Here is a 15,857-nt window from a genome sequence, read left to right as displayed (position 1 = left end):
AGTCCCTATTTTAGGCGCTCGTCAGACTTTGCAAGAGCAGGGTAGGAGATTTAATTTCCAGGTCAGCACCCCATTCAGCCGTGTCCGCCTTGGCACCCAGGTATCCATAGCACGCGGCCACAGAATACATACCCGCAGCACGCGCCGCCAGGATGTCACGTTCATCGTCGCCCACGTAGACACATTGCGACGGATCAAGCTTCAAGCGGCGTGCAGCCTCCAAGAGAGGCTCGGGATGCGGCTTCGCATGGGGCGTTGTATCTCCGCTGATGACAACCGAGGCATTCGCGAACAATGGCATTTGAGCGGCCAAGGGCTCGGTGAACCGTTTTGATTTGTTGGTGACTACACCCCACAATACTCCGCGGGTTTCCAACTGGCTCAACATGTCCTCAACGCCCTCGAACACATAGGTGCGTTCGGTCATGCAGCGTTCATAGTTCACGAAAAACTCTTCACGCATCGCCTCGAACCCGGGGGAATCCGGATTCATTCCAAACGCTACGCTCAACATTCCTCGCGCACCCGCACCTGCCATGGGTCGGTAAGCAGCATCTGGCAAGGAGGGCAAACCGCGGTCAGTTCGCATTTTGTCGGCTGCAGCCCCCAAGTCCGGCGCACTGTCGATCAACGTGCCGTCCAAGTCGAAAAGTACCGCTTTTACTTCACCCACCGGTGTTTTCAAGCTCATGCCGCAGGTTTCCGGGTAGCAAACAAATAATTCACTTGCGTGTTGTTATTCATGGAATAGCGACGGGTCAAGGGGTTGTAGCTCAGCCCCTTGGTCGCTTGAAGCTCCAGGCCAGCCTCACGGCAATAGTGCGCCAGCTCACTCGGGCGGATCATCTTTGCGTACTCGTGCGTGCCTTTGGGCAGCAAATTCAACACGTATTCAGCCCCGACGATGGCCTGAATGAACGACATGGGGTTGCGATTCAATGTCGAAAAGAACACCCACCCTCCCGGTTTGACCATGCGGGCGCAGGCCTCAACCACAGAAGCCGGGTTGGGCACATGCTCCAGCATTTCCATGCAAGTAACTACATCCATGCTTCCAGGCGCTTCAGCGGCCAGCGCTTCTGCGCTGACTTCACGGTAGGTGACATTAGGGGTTTCAGCTTCCAAAGCATGAAGCTGGGCGACCTTCAATGCCTTGGTGGACAGATCAATACCCAGCACTTTGGCACCTTGCCGGGCTGCTGAGTCGGCCAAAATCCCGCCACCGCAGCCGACATCCACCATGGTCTTGCCTGCCAGGGGCACTAAAGTTTGAATCCACGCCAACCGCAGGGGGTTGATCTGATGCAAAGGCTTGAACTCACTTTCCGTGTCCCACCAACGATGGGCGAGCTCAGAAAATTTGGCAAGTTCAGCAGGATCGGCGTTGAGTGTGGTTTGCATGGCTTGATTATGTAGGGGCAAGAAAAAACCCGCCGGAGCGGGTTTTTTCGAATCGTTCAAGAGAACAGATTACTTGGAGCGTGTGCCAACCACTTCGATTTCCACGCGACGGTTCTTAGCGCGGCCTTCTTTGGTCTTGTTGTCAGCAACAGGTTGCTTCTCGCCCTTGCCTTCTGTGTAAACGCGGTTCTTTTCGATGCCCTTGGACACCAAGTAAGCCTTCACAGCTTCGGAACGTGCAACAGACAGTTTCTGGTTGTAGGAGTCGTCGCCAGTAGCGTCGGTGTGACCCACAGCAATGATGACTTCCAGATTGATGGCCTTGACCTTGGAAACCAGGTCGTCCAGCTTGGCTTTGCCTTCAGCCTTCAACACAGATTTGTCGAAATCAAAGAAAGCGTCAGCGGCGTAAGTCACTTTGCTTGCGGCGGCTGCGGCAGCAGGAGCTGGGGCAGGTGCAGCAGCGGCGGGTGCAGGAGCTGCGGCAGGTGCGGGAGCAGGAGCTGCTGCGGGTGCAGGAGCGGCAGCCTTAGGAGCAACGATTGCGCCATCGCAACCAGCAGCAGCAGTAGCTGGAGTCCAGCTTGCATCGCGCCAGCATTGGCCGTCAACGTTTTTCCACACGTCGCCGGAAGCGCTGCGCCAGTTGTGGATTTCTTGAGCGCCAGCGGCAGATGCCAATACGGCGGTAGCGATCAAGGCTGCTACTTTGTTCAATTGTTTCATGAGACCTTCCTAGTTACGGCAAAGACTGCAGCAAGCTGCGATTAATTTTGTGACGCCCCAAGGCTGATGCACCAAAGACGTTCTCGACATTGTGCCATAGCGTGCGCACCGATTTGAAGCTCGTTGGTAACCCCGGAGTAACGAGGGCCGCACATGGCAAATTTGTTGCAATGAAGCGACATGCCCGCGGCCGTAGAATCCAAGGTTGTCCTCGACATTGATAGACAGATACCCAACATGACCCAGTTCGCCAAAGAAACACTGCCCATCAGTCTTGAAGAGGAAATGCGCCGCAGCTACCTCGACTACGCCATGAGCGTGATCGTGGGTCGGGCGCTGCCCGATGCCCGTGACGGCTTGAAGCCCGTGCACCGCCGTGTGCTCTATGCGATGCATGAGCTCAACAACGACTGGAACCGTGCTTACAAGAAGTCTGCACGTATCGTTGGCGATGTGATCGGTAAGTACCACCCGCACGGGGACCAATCGGTGTACGACACCATCGTCCGTATGGCGCAGGACTTCTCGATGCGTCACATGCTGGTGGATGGTCAGGGCAACTTCGGGTCCGTGGACGGAGACAGTGCTGCGGCCATGCGTTACACCGAGATTCGCTTGGCAAAAATTGCCCACGAATTGCTGGCCGATCTGGACAAGGAAACCGTGGATTTCGGACCCAACTATGACGGTTCCGAATCAGAGCCCTTGGTGATGCCCACCCGCATTCCCAACCTGTTGGTCAACGGTTCGGGCGGTATTGCCGTAGGTATGGCCACCAACATCCCCCCCCACAACCTCAATGAGGTCGTGGATGCATGCCTGCATTTGCTGAAGAACCCGGAAGCCTCTATCGACGAGCTGATGGACATCATTCCGGCACCTGACTTCCCTACCGCCGGCATCATCTATGGCATTCAAGGTGTGAAAGACGGTTACCGCACGGGTCGTGGCCGCGTGGTCATGCGCGCACGTTGCCACTTTGAAGACATCGACAAAGGCCAGCGTCAGGCCATCATCGTGGACGAGCTGCCCTACCAGGTCAACAAAAAGACCTTGCAAGAGCGCATGGCAGAGCTGGTGCACGAAAAGAAGATCGAAGGCATCAGCCACATCCAGGACGAGTCCGACAAGTCCGGCATGCGCCTGGTCATCGAACTCAAGCGCGGTGAAGTGCCTGAAGTGGTGCTCAACAACCTGTACAAGCAAACCCAGCTGCAGGACACCTTCGGCATCAACATGGTGGCATTGGTGAACGGCCAGCCCAAGCTGTGTAACCTGAAGGACCTGATCGAAGTCTTCCTGAACCACCGCCGTGAGGTGGTGACACGCCGCACCGTGTTCAACCTGCGCAAAGCCCGCGAGCGCGGCCACGTGCTGGAAGGCTTGGCGGTGGCTCTGGCCAACATCGACGACTTCATCCGCATCATCCGCGAATCGCCCACCCCACCGGTGGCAAAAACCGAACTGATGAACCGCCCTTGGGACAGCAAGCTGGTACGCGAAATGTTGACCCGCACCCGTGCTGACGGTGGCGTGGTGAACGCAGACGACTACCGCCCCGAAGGCCTGGAAAAAGAATTCGGCATGGGCAACGACGGCCTGTACCGCCTGTCAGAAACGCAAGCGCAGGAAATTCTGCAAATGCGCTTGCAACGCCTGACCGGCCTGGAGCAAGACAAGATCGTTGCCGAGTACAAAGACGTGATGGCAGAGATCGAAGACCTGCTGGATATCCTGGCCAAGCCCGCACGCGTGGCGGTGATCATTGGCGAAGAATTGGGCCATGTGAAACAGGAATTCGGCCAGACCAAGATCGGCGCGCGCCGCAGCCTGGTCGAACACTCCTCGTTCGACCTGTCTACCGAAGACCTGATCACCCCCACCGATATGGTGGTCACGATGAGCCATAGCGGCTACATCAAGAGCCAGCCCTTGCATGAGTACCGTGCCCAGAAGCGCGGCGGCCGGGGCAAACAGGCCACCGCCACCAAAGAAGACGACTGGGTGGACCAGCTCTTTGTAGCCAATACCCACGACTACATCCTGTGCTTCTCCAACCGCGGCCGCTTGTACTGGCTCAAGGTTTGGGAAGTGCCGCAGGGCTCGCGCGGTTCCCGCGGCCGCCCCATCGTCAACATGTTCCCCTTGCAAGAGGGCGAAAAAATCACGGTGGTGCTGGCACTCACCGGCGAAAAGCGCACCTTCCCTGCCGACCAGTATGTGTTCATGTCCACCAGCATGGGCACGGTTAAGAAGACTGCGCTCGACGAATTCAGTAACCCGCGCAAGGCCGGCATCATTGCCGTGGACCTCGACGAAGGCGACTTCCTGATCGGCGCAGCACTGACCGACGGCAAGCACGACGTGATGTTGTTCAGCGACGGCGGCAAGGCTGTGCGCTTCGACGAAAACGATGTGCGCCCCATGGGTCGTAACGCCCGCGGCGTGCGCGGCATGATGCTCGATGAAGGCCAGAGCGTGATCGCCATGCTGGTCGCTGAAGACGAGCAACAAAGCGTGCTCACTGCCACCGAAAACGGCTACGGCAAGCGCACCAATATCACCGAATACACCCGCCATGGCCGCGGTACCAAGGGCATGATTGCCATCCAGCAATCTGAGCGCAACGGCAAGGTCGTGGCCGCAACCTTGGTGCACGCCGAAGACGAAATCATGCTGATTACCGACAAGGGCGTGTTGGTACGCACCCGTGTGAGCGAGATCCGTGAAATGGGTCGTGCGACCCAGGGCGTGACGCTTATCGGCCTGGACGAAGGCTCCAAGCTGAGCGGTCTGCAGCGCATCGTGGAAAACGACGCCAACCCGACCGATGCAGGTGAAGGCGACGACACAGCCGCCGGTACCGAAGGAGATGCGCCCGCCGCTGAGTAACTATCATTTTGATAGCTACTCCCGCACACTCCATAGGCGCCAAAGCACGATTTCATCCCAAAAGCCACTGATGCAACGACCCTACAACTTCTCGGCCGGACCGGCCGCCATGCCAGCCGAAGTGTTGGAACAAGCCGCTGCTGAAATGCTGAACTGGCCCGATGCCAACGGCCGTCTCAGCGGCATGGGCGTGATGGAAATGAGCCACCGTGGCAAAGAGTTCCTGAGCATCTATGAGGCTGCAGAGGCTGACCTGCGTGAGTTGCTGGCGGTGCCTGCGAACTTCAAGATCCTGTTCATGCAGGGCGGGGGTCTGGCCGAAAACGCCATCGTGCCCTTGAATCTGAGCCGCCTGCGTGCCACCAGTGGCAATGGTGCCGCGGACTTCGTGGTCACCGGTAGCTGGAGTGAAAAGTCGCTCAAGGAAGCGGGCAAATACTGCAGCGCCCACTTGGCCGCTACGGGCAAGGCTGATGGCTTTACCGCCATTCCTCCTGCGGCCAGCTGGGAGCTGCGCGATGAGGCCAGCTATGTGCACATCTGCAGCAACGAAACCATCAACGGCATCGAGTTCCAGAGCCTGCCCGACCTGAAGGCGCTGGGGTCTAAAGCCGAGCTGGTGATTGACTTCTCCTCCCACGTCGCATCCCGTCCGGTGGACTGGAGTCACGTGGGCTTGGCTTTTGGCGGCGCACAAAAGAACCTTGGCCCCGCGGGCCTGACCCTGGTGGTGGTGCGCGAAGACTTGCTGGGCCATGCCCAGAGCATTTGCCCCAGCGCGTTTGACTACAAAACCGTGGCCGACAACGGCTCCATGTACAACACCCCGCCCACGTATTCGATCTACATGGCGGGATTGGTGTTCAAGTGGCTCAAGCGCCAAGGTGAGAATGGGCTGACAGGGGTCGCCGCAATGGAAGCCCGCAACATCGCCAAGGCCGAGTTGCTGTACGAGACCATCGACGCATCCGGCTTCTATATCAACGGCGTGGCACGCAATGCCCGCTCCCGCATGAATGTGCCCTTCTTCCTGCGCAATGAAAGCCTGAACGATGCGTTCCTGGCCGGCGCCAAAGAAGCGGGCTTGCTGCAGCTCAAAGGCCACAAGTCGGTCGGCGGTATGCGCGCCAGCATTTACAACGCCATCCCCCTGGAAGGCGTGCAGGCGCTGGTGGCGTATATGCGCGAGTTCGAGCGAACCCACGGCTGAGGCACACATGGCACGAACACTCCCCGAACTCCGCGTCCTGATTGACGCCCTGGACCTTGAACTTCTTACCCTGCTGAACCGCCGTGCTGCCTTGGCGAACGAAGTGGGCGAAATCAAAAAAGTGGAAGGCTCCGCGGTCTTCCGCCCCGAGCGCGAAGCACAGGTCATCCAGACCTTGCAGTCTGCCAACGATGGCGCGCTCAAGAACAGCAGCGTCGCCGTGATCTGGCGCGAAATCATGTCTGCCTGCCGGGCGCTGGAAGCACCGCAACGCGTGGCCTATCTCGGCCCCAAAGGCACGTTTAGTGAAGAAGCTGCACTGCGCTTCTTCGGCTCTAGCATCACCCATGTGCCCTGCGCCAACTTTGACGAGGTGTTCCACGCCGCGACCGCTGGCTCTGCCGAATTTGGCGTGGTGCCCGTTGAAAACAGCACCGAGGGCGTCGTCACGCGCTCGCTCGATCTGCTGCTGAATTCCCCGCTGCACATCGTGGGCGAAATCAGCCTGCTGGTGCGCCACCATTTGCTGCGCACTACCGCCTCGTTGGAAGGCATTGAAGTGGTGCTCGCGCACCCGCAAGCCTTGGCGCAATGCCAGCAATGGCTCAGCACCCATTTGCCCCATGCCGAGCGGCGGGCCGTCTCCAGCAACGCCGAGGGCGCACGCTTGGCGGCCTCCAACCCCGCTTGGGCGGGCATTGCGAGCGAACGTGCGGGGTCCGAGTTCGGCCTGCATACGGCGGCACATGCCATCCAGGACGAGGCGTTCAACCGCACCCGTTTTGTCGTGGTGTGCCTGCCCAGCGTGCTGCCGGCGCCGCAAGCGTCAGGCAAGGACTGCACCAGCCTGGTGGTTTCGGTGCCCAACAAGCCGGGCGCGGTCCACGACATGCTGGTGCCCCTCAAACAACACGGCGTATCCATGACACGCTTTGAATCCCGCCCGGCCCGCAGTGGCCAATGGGAGTACTACTTCTACATCGATTTGCAGGGTCACCCTTCGCAGCCCCATGTGGCCGCTGCGCTGAAGGATCTTGCCGGTCTGTGTGCCTTCTACAAGGTGCTGGGCACCTACCCTTTGGCAGACTGAGCGGACTGCAGGACACCCACTATGTTTGAACAACTCGGTCTGATTGGTTGCGGTTTGATGGGCGGCTCCTTCGCCCTGGCGCTCAAGCGCGCAGGGCTGGTAAAGCGCGTCGTCGGCTACAGCAAATCGCCCTCCACTACCGAGCGTGCCCGGCAGATGGGTGTGATCGACATCGAAGCCCCCTCTGCGCTGTTGGCGGTGTCTGGCGCCGACATTGTTTTGATCGCGGTGCCCGTGTCTGCCACTGAAGCTACTTTCAAAGCCATCAAACATCTGGTCACCCCCAGCATGCTGATCATGGATGTGGGCTCCACCAAGCGCGACGTGATCGATGCCGGCCGCCGCGGCCTGCGTGAGCACATCGGGTCCTTCGTGCCGGCCCACCCTATTGCAGGCAAAGAACTCTCGGGGGTGGAGCACGCCGACCCCGACCTGTACGCCGGCAAGCAAATCATCTTGACCCCGATTGAACGCACGCTGACTGTGCAACTGCAAAAGGCCGTCGATGTCTGGACCGCACTCGGCTGCCGGGTGCTGAAAATGTCGCCCGAGCAGCATGATGCCGCTTTTGCGGCGGTGAGCCACTTGCCCCATTTGATTGCCTTTGCGCTCATGAACGGCATCACCAGCCAACCCCAGGGACAGGACTACCTGTCGCTGGCCGGACCAGGCTTTCGGGACTTCACACGCATCGCTGCGGGCGACCCCAAAATCTGGCGCGACATCATGATCTCCAACCGCGAAGAGCTGTTGGCGCAAAGCAAAGTTTTCCAGCGCACCCTGCAAGCCATGGAGCTGATGATTTCCAGTGGCAACGGCGACGCGCTGGAGGGCCTGATCGAACAAGCCAGCAACACGCGCGCCAACTGGACCATGGCGACCAAGCTCAACAAATAATGTTCTCCACCGCATTTCTCGACCTGCCACCCTTGGCCCACGCCGCTGGCGCGGTCACGCTTCCCGGCTCCAAAAGCATTTCCAACCGCGTGCTGCTGCTCGCCGCCATGAGCGAGGGCACCACGACCATCCACGACCTGCTGGACTCAGACGACACCCGCGTGATGCTGATCGCACTGCGTACCTTGGGATGTGCAGTAGAGCAGTCGGGCGCCATCGTCAAGATCACCGGTTTGGGCGGGAAGTTGCCCAACGGCTCGGCCCAACTGTTCCTTGGCAATGCAGGTACTGCCATGCGCCCATTGACCGCCGCACTCGCGGTGGTCGGAGGCGACTTTGAACTCAGCGGCGTGCCCCGCATGCACGAGCGGCCCATTGGCGACCTGGTGGACGCTTTGCGCCAGCTGGGGTGCGCCATTGACTATTTGGGCAACGAGGGTTACCCGCCATTGAAGCTGGGCACGCCAGCCTTGCAGCTCGACGCACCCATCAAGGTGCGTGGCGATGTCTCCAGCCAATTCCTGACCGCCCTGCTGATGGCGCTGCCGCTGGTGGCATCCAAAGACATCGTGATCGAGGTAGTGGGCGAACTGATTTCCCGCCCCTATATTGAAATCACCCTGAATCTGTTGGCACGCTTTGGCGTGAAGGTCCGGCGTGATGGCTGGGAGCGGTTCACCATTCCAGCGGGCGCCAAGTTGCGTTCGCCCGGTGACATCCATGTGGAGGCCGATGCTTCCAGTGCTAGCTATTTCATAGCGCTTGGCGCACTATCCACGGGCGCCAATGGCCACAATGGCATCAAAATTCAAGGTGTAGGCGCCGACTCCATCCAGGGCGACATCCGCTTCATGGAAGCCGCACAGGCCATGGGGGCGAAGATCGAAAGCGGCCCGAACTGGCTGCACATTCAGCGCGGGGCGTGGCCACTCAAAGCGATCGACCTGGATTGCAACCACATCCCCGACGCCGCCATGACGTTGGCGGTCATGGCACTGTATGCCGATGGCACCACCAACCTGCGCAACATTGCCAGCTGGCGCGTGAAGGAAACTGACCGGATTGCCGCAATGGCCACCGAGCTGCGCAAGTTGGGCGCCACCGTCGTCGAAGGTCAGGACTACATCCAGGTCACGCCTCCGGCCGGTATTGCCGACTGGAAAGCTGCGAGCATCCATACCTATGACGACCACCGCGTAGCCATGTGCTTCTCATTGGCTGCTTTCAACCCCGCCCAAGTGCCGGTGCGGATTGAAGACCCCAAGTGCGTAGCCAAAACATTCCCGGATTACTTTGAAGCTCTCTTTTCTGTGGCCACGGCAGATACACGGAACATTCCGGTGATCTGCGTCGATGGCCCAACGGCCTCCGGCAAAGGTACCTTGGCTGCGGTTCTGGCAGAAAAATTGGGTTACCACTTCCTGGACTCCGGCTCGCTCTACCGCATTACCGGCCTGGCGGCCAGCCGTGCGGACATAGCATTGGAAGCGGCCAATGAAGCGGCTATCGTGGCTCTGCTGCAAAGCCTGCCCATTCACTTTGAGGGCAGCCATATCTGGCTGGCCGACGAAGATGTGAGCGACGCGATTCGCACCGAAGAAGCGGGCATGAACGCCTCCAAAGTGTCTGCTTTCCCGGCCGTTCGTGCCGCTTTGATTGATTTGCAGCGCAATTTCCGCAAACTTCCGGGCCTGGTTGCCGATGGCCGCGACATGGGCACGGTCATCTTCCCGGAAGCCCCTTTGAAGGTCTATTTGACGGCCAGCGCGGCCTGCCGTGCGGAGCGTCGCCATAAGCAGTTGATTTCAAAGGGAATTCCCGCTACACTCGACGGTCTTCGTGCTGACTTGGAGGCGCGCGACGCCCGGGACTCCTCCCGGACTGTTGCCCCCCTGAAGCCTGCGCAAGATGCCTTGTTGCTTGATAACTCGGATTTGACAGTCGAAGCGTCTGTTCAAACCGTGCTGGACTGGTGGCAGAGCAAACAGCCTTTCTAGCCCCGGCCTGAAAAGCAACCTGGCCCCCATTGCTTCCCTCGCGCGTCAGCGCACCGGTTCACACCAGAAGCTGTGGGGTTCAACAACTTAACCCCGCGGTACCAACCGCAAAACTCATGTCTGAATCTTTCGCAGCCCTATTTGAAGAATCGCTACAACGCTCGGAAATGCGCACCGGTGAAGTGATCACCGCTGAAGTCGTCCGCATCGAGCACAGCTTCGTCGTTGTCAACGCCGGCCTCAAGTCTGAAGCCTACGTGCCAATCGAAGAATTCAAGAGCGACAAGGGCGAAATCGAAGTCCAAGTAGGCGACTTCGTGTCTGTGGCTATCGACTCCGTCGAAAACGGCTACGGCGACACCATCCTGTCCCGCGACAAGGCCAAGCGTCTGGCTTCCTGGATGAGCCTGGAAAAGGCCCTGGAATCCGGCGAATTCGTGACCGGTACCACTTCCGGCAAGGTCAAGGGCGGTCTGACCGTTCTGGTCAACGGCATCCGTGCATTCCTGCCCGGTTCCTTGGTCGACACACGTCCTACCAAGGACCTGTCTCCGTACGAAAACAAGACCTTGGAATTCAAGGTTATCAAGCTGGACCGCAAGCGCAACAACGTGGTGCTGAGCCGCCGCGCTGTGGTGGAAGCCTCCATGGGCGAAGAGCGCGCCAAGCTGATGCACACCCTCAAAGAAGGTTCTGTGGTGCAAGGCGTGGTCAAGAACATCACCGAATACGGTGCGTTCGTGGACCTGGGCGGTATCGACGGCCTGTTGCACATCACTGACATGGCATGGCGCCGCGTCCGTCACCCCTCCGAAGTGGTGACAGCCGGTCAGGAAATCACTGCCAAGATCCTGAAGTTCGACACCGAAAAGAACCGCGTGTCTCTGGGTCTGAAGCAAATGGGCGATGACCCATGGATGGGCGTGAACCGCCGCTACCCACAAGGTACCCGCATGTTCGGCAAGATCACCAACATCGCCGACTACGGCGCGTTTGTGGAACTCGAACCCGGAATCGAAGGTTTGGTGCACGTGTCCGAAATGGACTGGACCAACAAGAACGTGGCTCCTTCCAAGATTGTTGCCCTGGGTGACGAAGTCGAAGTCATGGTTCTGGAAATCGACGAAGACAAGCGTCGTATCTCCTTGGGCATGAAGCAGTGCAAGGCCAACCCATGGCAAGAATTTGCCCAGAACACCAAGCGCGGCGACCGCGTGAAGGGCCCGATCAAGTCGATCACCGACTTCGGCGTGTTCGTTGGTCTGGCTGCCGGTATCGACGGCCTGGTGCACCTGTCTGACCTGTCTTGGAACGAATCCGGCGAAACCGCCGTGCGCGAATTCAAGAAGGGCCAAGAAGTTGAAGCTATCGTGTTGGCTGTGGACGTGGACCGCGAGCGCATCTCCTTGGGTATCAAGCAGTTGGATTCCGATCCTTTCACCACTTTCGTGTCCGTGAACGATAAGGGCCAGACCGTTACCGGTAAAGTCAAGACCGTGGACGCCAAGGGCGCTGAAATCGATCTGGGCGACGACATCCTGGGCTACCTGCGTGCTTCCGAAATCAGCCGCGATCGCGTTGAAGACGCACGCAACGTGCTGAAAGAAGGCGACGAAGTGACTGCTGTGGTGGTGAACGTGGATCGCAAGACCCGCAACATCCAGTTGTCCATCAAGGCCAAGGACATGGCTGACCAGAACGAAGCCATGCAATCCCTGAACCAGAACACTGGCTCCGCCGGTACTACCAGCCTGGGCGCTTTGTTGCGTGCCAAGCTGGACAACAACAACTAATCTGTTGTTGCTGACCTGATTGAACGACCGGCTGCTTGACTGCACCGGTCGTTTTTTCTTACCCCAACCATTGCTCCTTGCCATGACCCGCTCCGACCTCGTTGAAGAACTGGCCAACCGTTTCAGCCAGCTGACCCATCGCGACGCCGAGTTCGCCGTGAAAGCCATTCTGGATGCCATGAATGACGCACTGGTCCGTGGCCACCGTATCGAAATCCGCGGTTTCGGCAGCTTCTCCATCAACCGTCGCCCTCCCCGCATGGGACGCAATCCCCGCAGCGGCGAAAGCGTGGCCATTCCCGAAAAGCGGGTACCTCATTTCAAGCCCGGAAAAGCTTTACGTGAAGCGGTGGACACACGCACTGCGGAGCTGGAATCCAAGGCAAAACCCTGAGTAGAATCCCTCGACAACGAGGAGATGAATGAAACAGATCGCATGGCTCTTTAAGTGGCTACTTAAAGCGGCCATTTTTTTTACCCTGTTCGCCTTCGCCCTGAACAACCAGGGTGACGTCACGGTGCACTTTTTCTTCGGCACCCGCTGGACGGCGCCCATGGTGCTGGTAGTCCTGAGCGCATTTGCTGCAGGCCTGCTGATTGGAGTGCTGGGCATGGTGCCCCGCTGGTGGCGACACCGCAAAGCCGCACGCCGCGCCCGATCTGATGCCGACTCCGCACGTGCCACGCTGGCCGCTGAAACCAACGCTTCCCCGATAGCGCCCCCGCATGGACTTTGATATTTCCCTTTTGCTGATCAGCCTGCTGCTGGCCTTTGTGCTGGGCTGGCTGGCGTCGCGTCTCGACTTGCGACAACTGCGCATCGAAAACCGCCAGGCACCCAAGGCCTATTTCAAGGGCTTGAACTTTCTGCTGAATGAACAGCAGGATCAGGCGATCGACGCTTTCATCGAAGCCGTACAAAGCGACCCCGACACCTCAGAGCTGCACTTTGCACTAGGCAACCTCTTCCGTCGCCGCGGCGAGTACGAGCGCGCCGTGCGCGTCCACCAGCACCTGCTGTCACGCGGCGACCTCAGTCAGGACGACCAGCACCGGGCCCAACATGCGCTCGCCTTGGACTACCTCAAGGCAGGCCTGTTGGACCGTGCCGAAGAAGCCCTGCTGAAGCTCGAAGGCACCCGATTTGAAGCTCAGGCCCGTTTGGCGCTCTTGGCCAACTATGAACGCTCACGCGATTGGGAACATGCCGCAGGCATCGCTCGCAAGCTCGAAGCCTCCGGTCAAGGCAGCTTCACCGGCCGCCTTGCACACTATCTCTGCGAGCAAGCTGCCACACTGATAGCCAAAGCGGACTCTGCAGGTGCCCAGTCCCTTCTGCAACAGGCCATAGACAGCGCACCTCAGGTTCCGCGCCCCCGCATGGACATGGCCGCACTGCTAACGAAGTCCGGGCAAGCTGCCCAGAGCTGCCGGGTCTTGACGGACGCACTGCATGCCTCGCCTCCCGCCATTCCGCTCATTGCCCCCTTGCTGGCCCAGAGCGCCATTGCATCCGGCCAAATCGCTGAGACATTGGAACTGCTGAAGGCCACCTACCAGGAGGTGCCATCGCTGGATGTGCTGGACGCCATCGTGAGCCTGGAGGCCAGTACAACCGAACTCACCCCCACGGCACGCGACTGGTATGCCCGCCATCTCGAAAAAGAACCCTCCCTGGTCGCAGCCACCAAATGGATTGCCGGCGAGAAGCTGGAACGCGAAGCCTTTCATCCGCAGGTCCAGCGTGCGCTGGACCATGCCGTCAAACCCCTGACCCGCTACCGCTGCGCGGCCTGCGGCTTTGAAGCCAAAGTCCATTTCTGGCAGTGCCCCGGTTGCCAAGCGTGGGACAGCTACCCCGCGCGGCGGGTCGAGGAGCTTTGAACCCATTATGAGCATGACCAAAAACAAACTCTCGGCATCGCGCGTTCTCGTGGTCGGCGATGTCATGCTGGACCGCTACTGGTATGGCGCGGTGGACAGGATTTCTCCGGAAGCCCCCGTGCCGGTCGTACGCATCACTCACGAGGAAGAGCGCTGTGGCGGTGCGGCCAACGTGGCCTTCAATGCAGCAACCCTGGGCGCACAAGCGTCGCTGCTGACCGTAGTGGGCGATGACGAAGCCAGCCATAAGCTGGAAGCCTTGGTCGCCAAGACCGGCATACGCACCCACTTCGGGCGTGATGCAGACCTCAAGACCACGGTGAAGTTGCGGGTAATCGGGCGACAACAACAGCTGATCCGACTCGACTTTGAAAACACGCCCAAGAGCGAAGTGCTGGCAACCCAAACAGCCACCTTCACCCGTTTGCTGGCCGAGCACGATGCCATCCTGTTTTCCGACTATGGCAAGGGCGGCCTGGCTCACGTGAGCGACATGATTGCCGGTGCCCGTGCGGCCGGCAAGCCCATCTTCATTGACCCCAAGGGCAGCGACTATTCGCGCTACCAGCAAGCGACCGTTATCACCCCCAACCGCGCCGAACTGCAACAAGTCATTGGCGCCTGGACCAGTGAAGACGATCTGCACGCCAAAGTTCACGCACTACGCAAACAACTCCAATTGGATGCAGTGCTGTTGACCCGCAGTGAAGAAGGCATGACCCTGTTTGATGCAGACGGACATTTGCACGTCAGCGCACAAGCGCGCGAGGTGTTTGACGTCACCGGCGCAGGTGACACGGTGATTGCCACCATGGCCAGCCTGGTGGGCGCCGGCATGACCCTGCGCGAAGCTGTGCCCCTAGCCAATCGCGCCGGCGGCATTGTGGTCGGAAAATTCGGCACCGCCACGGTGTCTTACGAGGAGCTTTTTGCATGACACGCATCGTGGTTACCGGCGCGGCCGGTTTCATTGGCAGCAACATCATTGCCGGACTCAATGCCCGCGGCATGACCGACATCATTGCGGTGGACGACCTGAAGCAAGGCGACAAATTCCGCAACCTGGTCGATCTGAAGATTGCCGACTATGTCGACATGGACACCTTCTATGACGAGTTCGCCGGCGGCCACTACGGCCAAGTCGAAGCCGTGTTCCACGAAGGCGCCTGCAGCGACACGATGGAGCAGGACGGCAAGTACATGATGGCCAACAACTACACGCTCTCCTGGCACCTGTTCCAGGCTTGCCAGAAGCGTGGTGCACGGCTCTTGTACGCCTCCAGCGCGGCCACCTATGGCGGATCTGACACTTTCCGTGAAGACCCTGCCTTTGAAGGTCCGCTCAATGTCTACGGCTACTCCAAGCTGCTGTTCGACCAGCGCATGCGCCGCGAGTGTGGTGTGAACTTTGAACGCACCAAGGCAGGCCGTACCCACCAGGTCGTGGGCTTTCGCTATTTCAATGTGTACGGCCCACGTGAGCAACACAAAGGTCGCATGGCCAGCGTCGCATTCCACCAGTTCAACCAGTTCAATGCCGAGGGCAAAGTGAAGCTCTTCGGCGAATACGGTGGCTACCCGCAAGGCGGCCAGATGCGCGACTTTGTGTTCATTGACGATGTGGTGGCCGTGAACCTCTGGTTCTTTGACAACCCCGCTCAAAGCGGCATCTTCAACCTGGGTTCCGGCCGCGCACAGCCGTTCAATGATGTGGCCAGCTCTGTGGTCAACGCCATGCGGCGCCTGTGCGGCGAGTCCGCATTGCCCTTGGATGACATCGCCCAGCAGGGGCTGGTGGAATACGTGCCTTTCCCCGATGCCTTGCGCGGCAAGTACCAGTGCTATACCCAGGCCGACCTGAGCGCCCTGCGCGCCACCGGCTGCGACCACCAGTTTGCGGATGTGCAAACCGGCGTCAGCCGCTATGTGGACTGGTTGGCCAGCCGTAAAGCCTGAAAACCTAACGA

The 15,857-nt window shown here is 59.4% G+C and carries 14 protein-coding genes; 11 read left to right on the top strand and 3 right to left on the bottom strand.

Annotation, left to right across the window (positions count from 1 at the left end; all coding sequences use genetic code 11):
* Positions 1-10: 10 nt before the first annotated feature.
* The 3 genes from gph to ompA all read right to left on the bottom strand — a co-directional run bounded on the left by gph (position 11) and on the right by ompA (position 2,127).
* Positions 11-691, bottom strand: coding sequence for a phosphoglycolate phosphatase (gene gph, locus ACOAP0_RS16825; protein ID WP_498377360.1), 681 nt, complete (start codon positions 689-691; stop codon positions 11-13).
* Positions 688-1,401 (bottom strand): bifunctional 2-polyprenyl-6-hydroxyphenol methylase/3-demethylubiquinol 3-O-methyltransferase UbiG, encoded by a 714-nt coding sequence (gene ubiG / locus ACOAP0_RS16820; protein WP_087496968.1) that lies wholly within the window; start codon positions 1,399-1,401, stop codon positions 688-690. Before ubiG ends, gph begins: the two co-directional genes overlap by 4 nt.
* 69 nt (positions 1,402-1,470) lie before the next feature.
* Positions 1,471-2,127, bottom strand: coding sequence for an outer membrane protein OmpA (gene ompA, locus ACOAP0_RS16815; RefSeq protein WP_087496967.1), 657 nt, complete (start codon positions 2,125-2,127; stop codon positions 1,471-1,473).
* Between the two features lie 237 nt (positions 2,128-2,364).
* Here ompA and gyrA point away from each other — a divergent pair, with 237 nt between their 5' ends.
* From gyrA to rfaD, 11 genes are all read left to right on the top strand, one after another.
* A complete protein-coding gene (gene gyrA / locus ACOAP0_RS16810) occupies positions 2,365-5,019 on the top strand; it encodes a DNA gyrase subunit A (RefSeq protein ID WP_498377797.1) in 2,655 nt (884 codons plus the stop codon).
* A gap of 70 nt (positions 5,020-5,089) precedes the next feature.
* A complete protein-coding gene (serC, locus tag ACOAP0_RS16805) occupies positions 5,090-6,229 on the top strand; it encodes a 3-phosphoserine/phosphohydroxythreonine transaminase (RefSeq protein ID WP_498377358.1) in 1,140 nt (379 codons plus the stop codon).
* Positions 6,230-6,236: 7 nt separating this feature from the next.
* Positions 6,237-7,319, top strand: coding sequence for a prephenate dehydratase (gene pheA, locus ACOAP0_RS16800; RefSeq protein WP_498377357.1), 1,083 nt, complete (start codon positions 6,237-6,239; stop codon positions 7,317-7,319).
* Positions 7,320-7,340: 21 nt separating this feature from the next.
* Positions 7,341-8,216: a prephenate dehydrogenase gene (locus ACOAP0_RS16795; RefSeq protein ID WP_087496964.1), complete on the top strand. Its 876-nt coding sequence runs from the start codon at positions 7,341-7,343 to the stop codon at positions 8,214-8,216.
* Complete coding sequence (locus tag ACOAP0_RS16790; protein ID WP_498377355.1) at positions 8,216-10,213, top strand: bifunctional 3-phosphoshikimate 1-carboxyvinyltransferase/cytidylate kinase; 1,998 nt, start codon at positions 8,216-8,218, stop codon at positions 10,211-10,213. The genes ACOAP0_RS16795 and ACOAP0_RS16790 overlap by 1 nt, the downstream gene beginning before the upstream one ends.
* A 116-nt stretch (positions 10,214-10,329) precedes the next feature.
* Positions 10,330-12,006, top strand: coding sequence for a 30S ribosomal protein S1 (gene rpsA / locus ACOAP0_RS16785; RefSeq protein WP_087496962.1), 1,677 nt, complete (start codon positions 10,330-10,332; stop codon positions 12,004-12,006).
* 82 nt (positions 12,007-12,088) lie between these two features.
* Positions 12,089-12,400, top strand: coding sequence for an integration host factor subunit beta (locus ACOAP0_RS16780; RefSeq protein WP_087497444.1), 312 nt, complete (start codon positions 12,089-12,091; stop codon positions 12,398-12,400).
* A gap of 28 nt (positions 12,401-12,428) precedes the next feature.
* Positions 12,429-12,743 carry a LapA family protein gene (locus tag ACOAP0_RS16775; RefSeq protein WP_087496961.1) on the top strand — a complete coding sequence of 105 codons (315 nt, stop codon included), beginning with the start codon at positions 12,429-12,431 and terminating at the stop codon, positions 12,741-12,743.
* Positions 12,733-13,890, top strand: coding sequence for a lipopolysaccharide assembly protein LapB (gene lapB, locus ACOAP0_RS16770; protein WP_498377353.1), 1,158 nt, complete (start codon positions 12,733-12,735; stop codon positions 13,888-13,890). The genes ACOAP0_RS16775 and lapB overlap by 11 nt, the downstream gene beginning before the upstream one ends.
* A 7-nt stretch (positions 13,891-13,897) precedes the next feature.
* Positions 13,898-14,827, top strand: coding sequence for a D-glycero-beta-D-manno-heptose-7-phosphate kinase (gene rfaE1, locus ACOAP0_RS16765; RefSeq protein ID WP_481873429.1), 930 nt, complete (start codon positions 13,898-13,900; stop codon positions 14,825-14,827).
* Positions 14,824-15,846: an ADP-glyceromanno-heptose 6-epimerase gene (gene rfaD / locus ACOAP0_RS16760; protein ID WP_498377352.1), complete on the top strand. Its 1,023-nt coding sequence runs from the start codon at positions 14,824-14,826 to the stop codon at positions 15,844-15,846. The genes rfaE1 and rfaD overlap by 4 nt, the downstream gene beginning before the upstream one ends.
* Positions 15,847-15,857: the final 11 nt, after the last annotated feature.

The sequence above is a fragment of the Curvibacter sp. Hmag1.1 genome (assembly GCF_059769165.1).
Note: the sequence above shows the minus strand (reverse complement) of the source record. Positions and strands in the feature narration are given on the sequence as shown.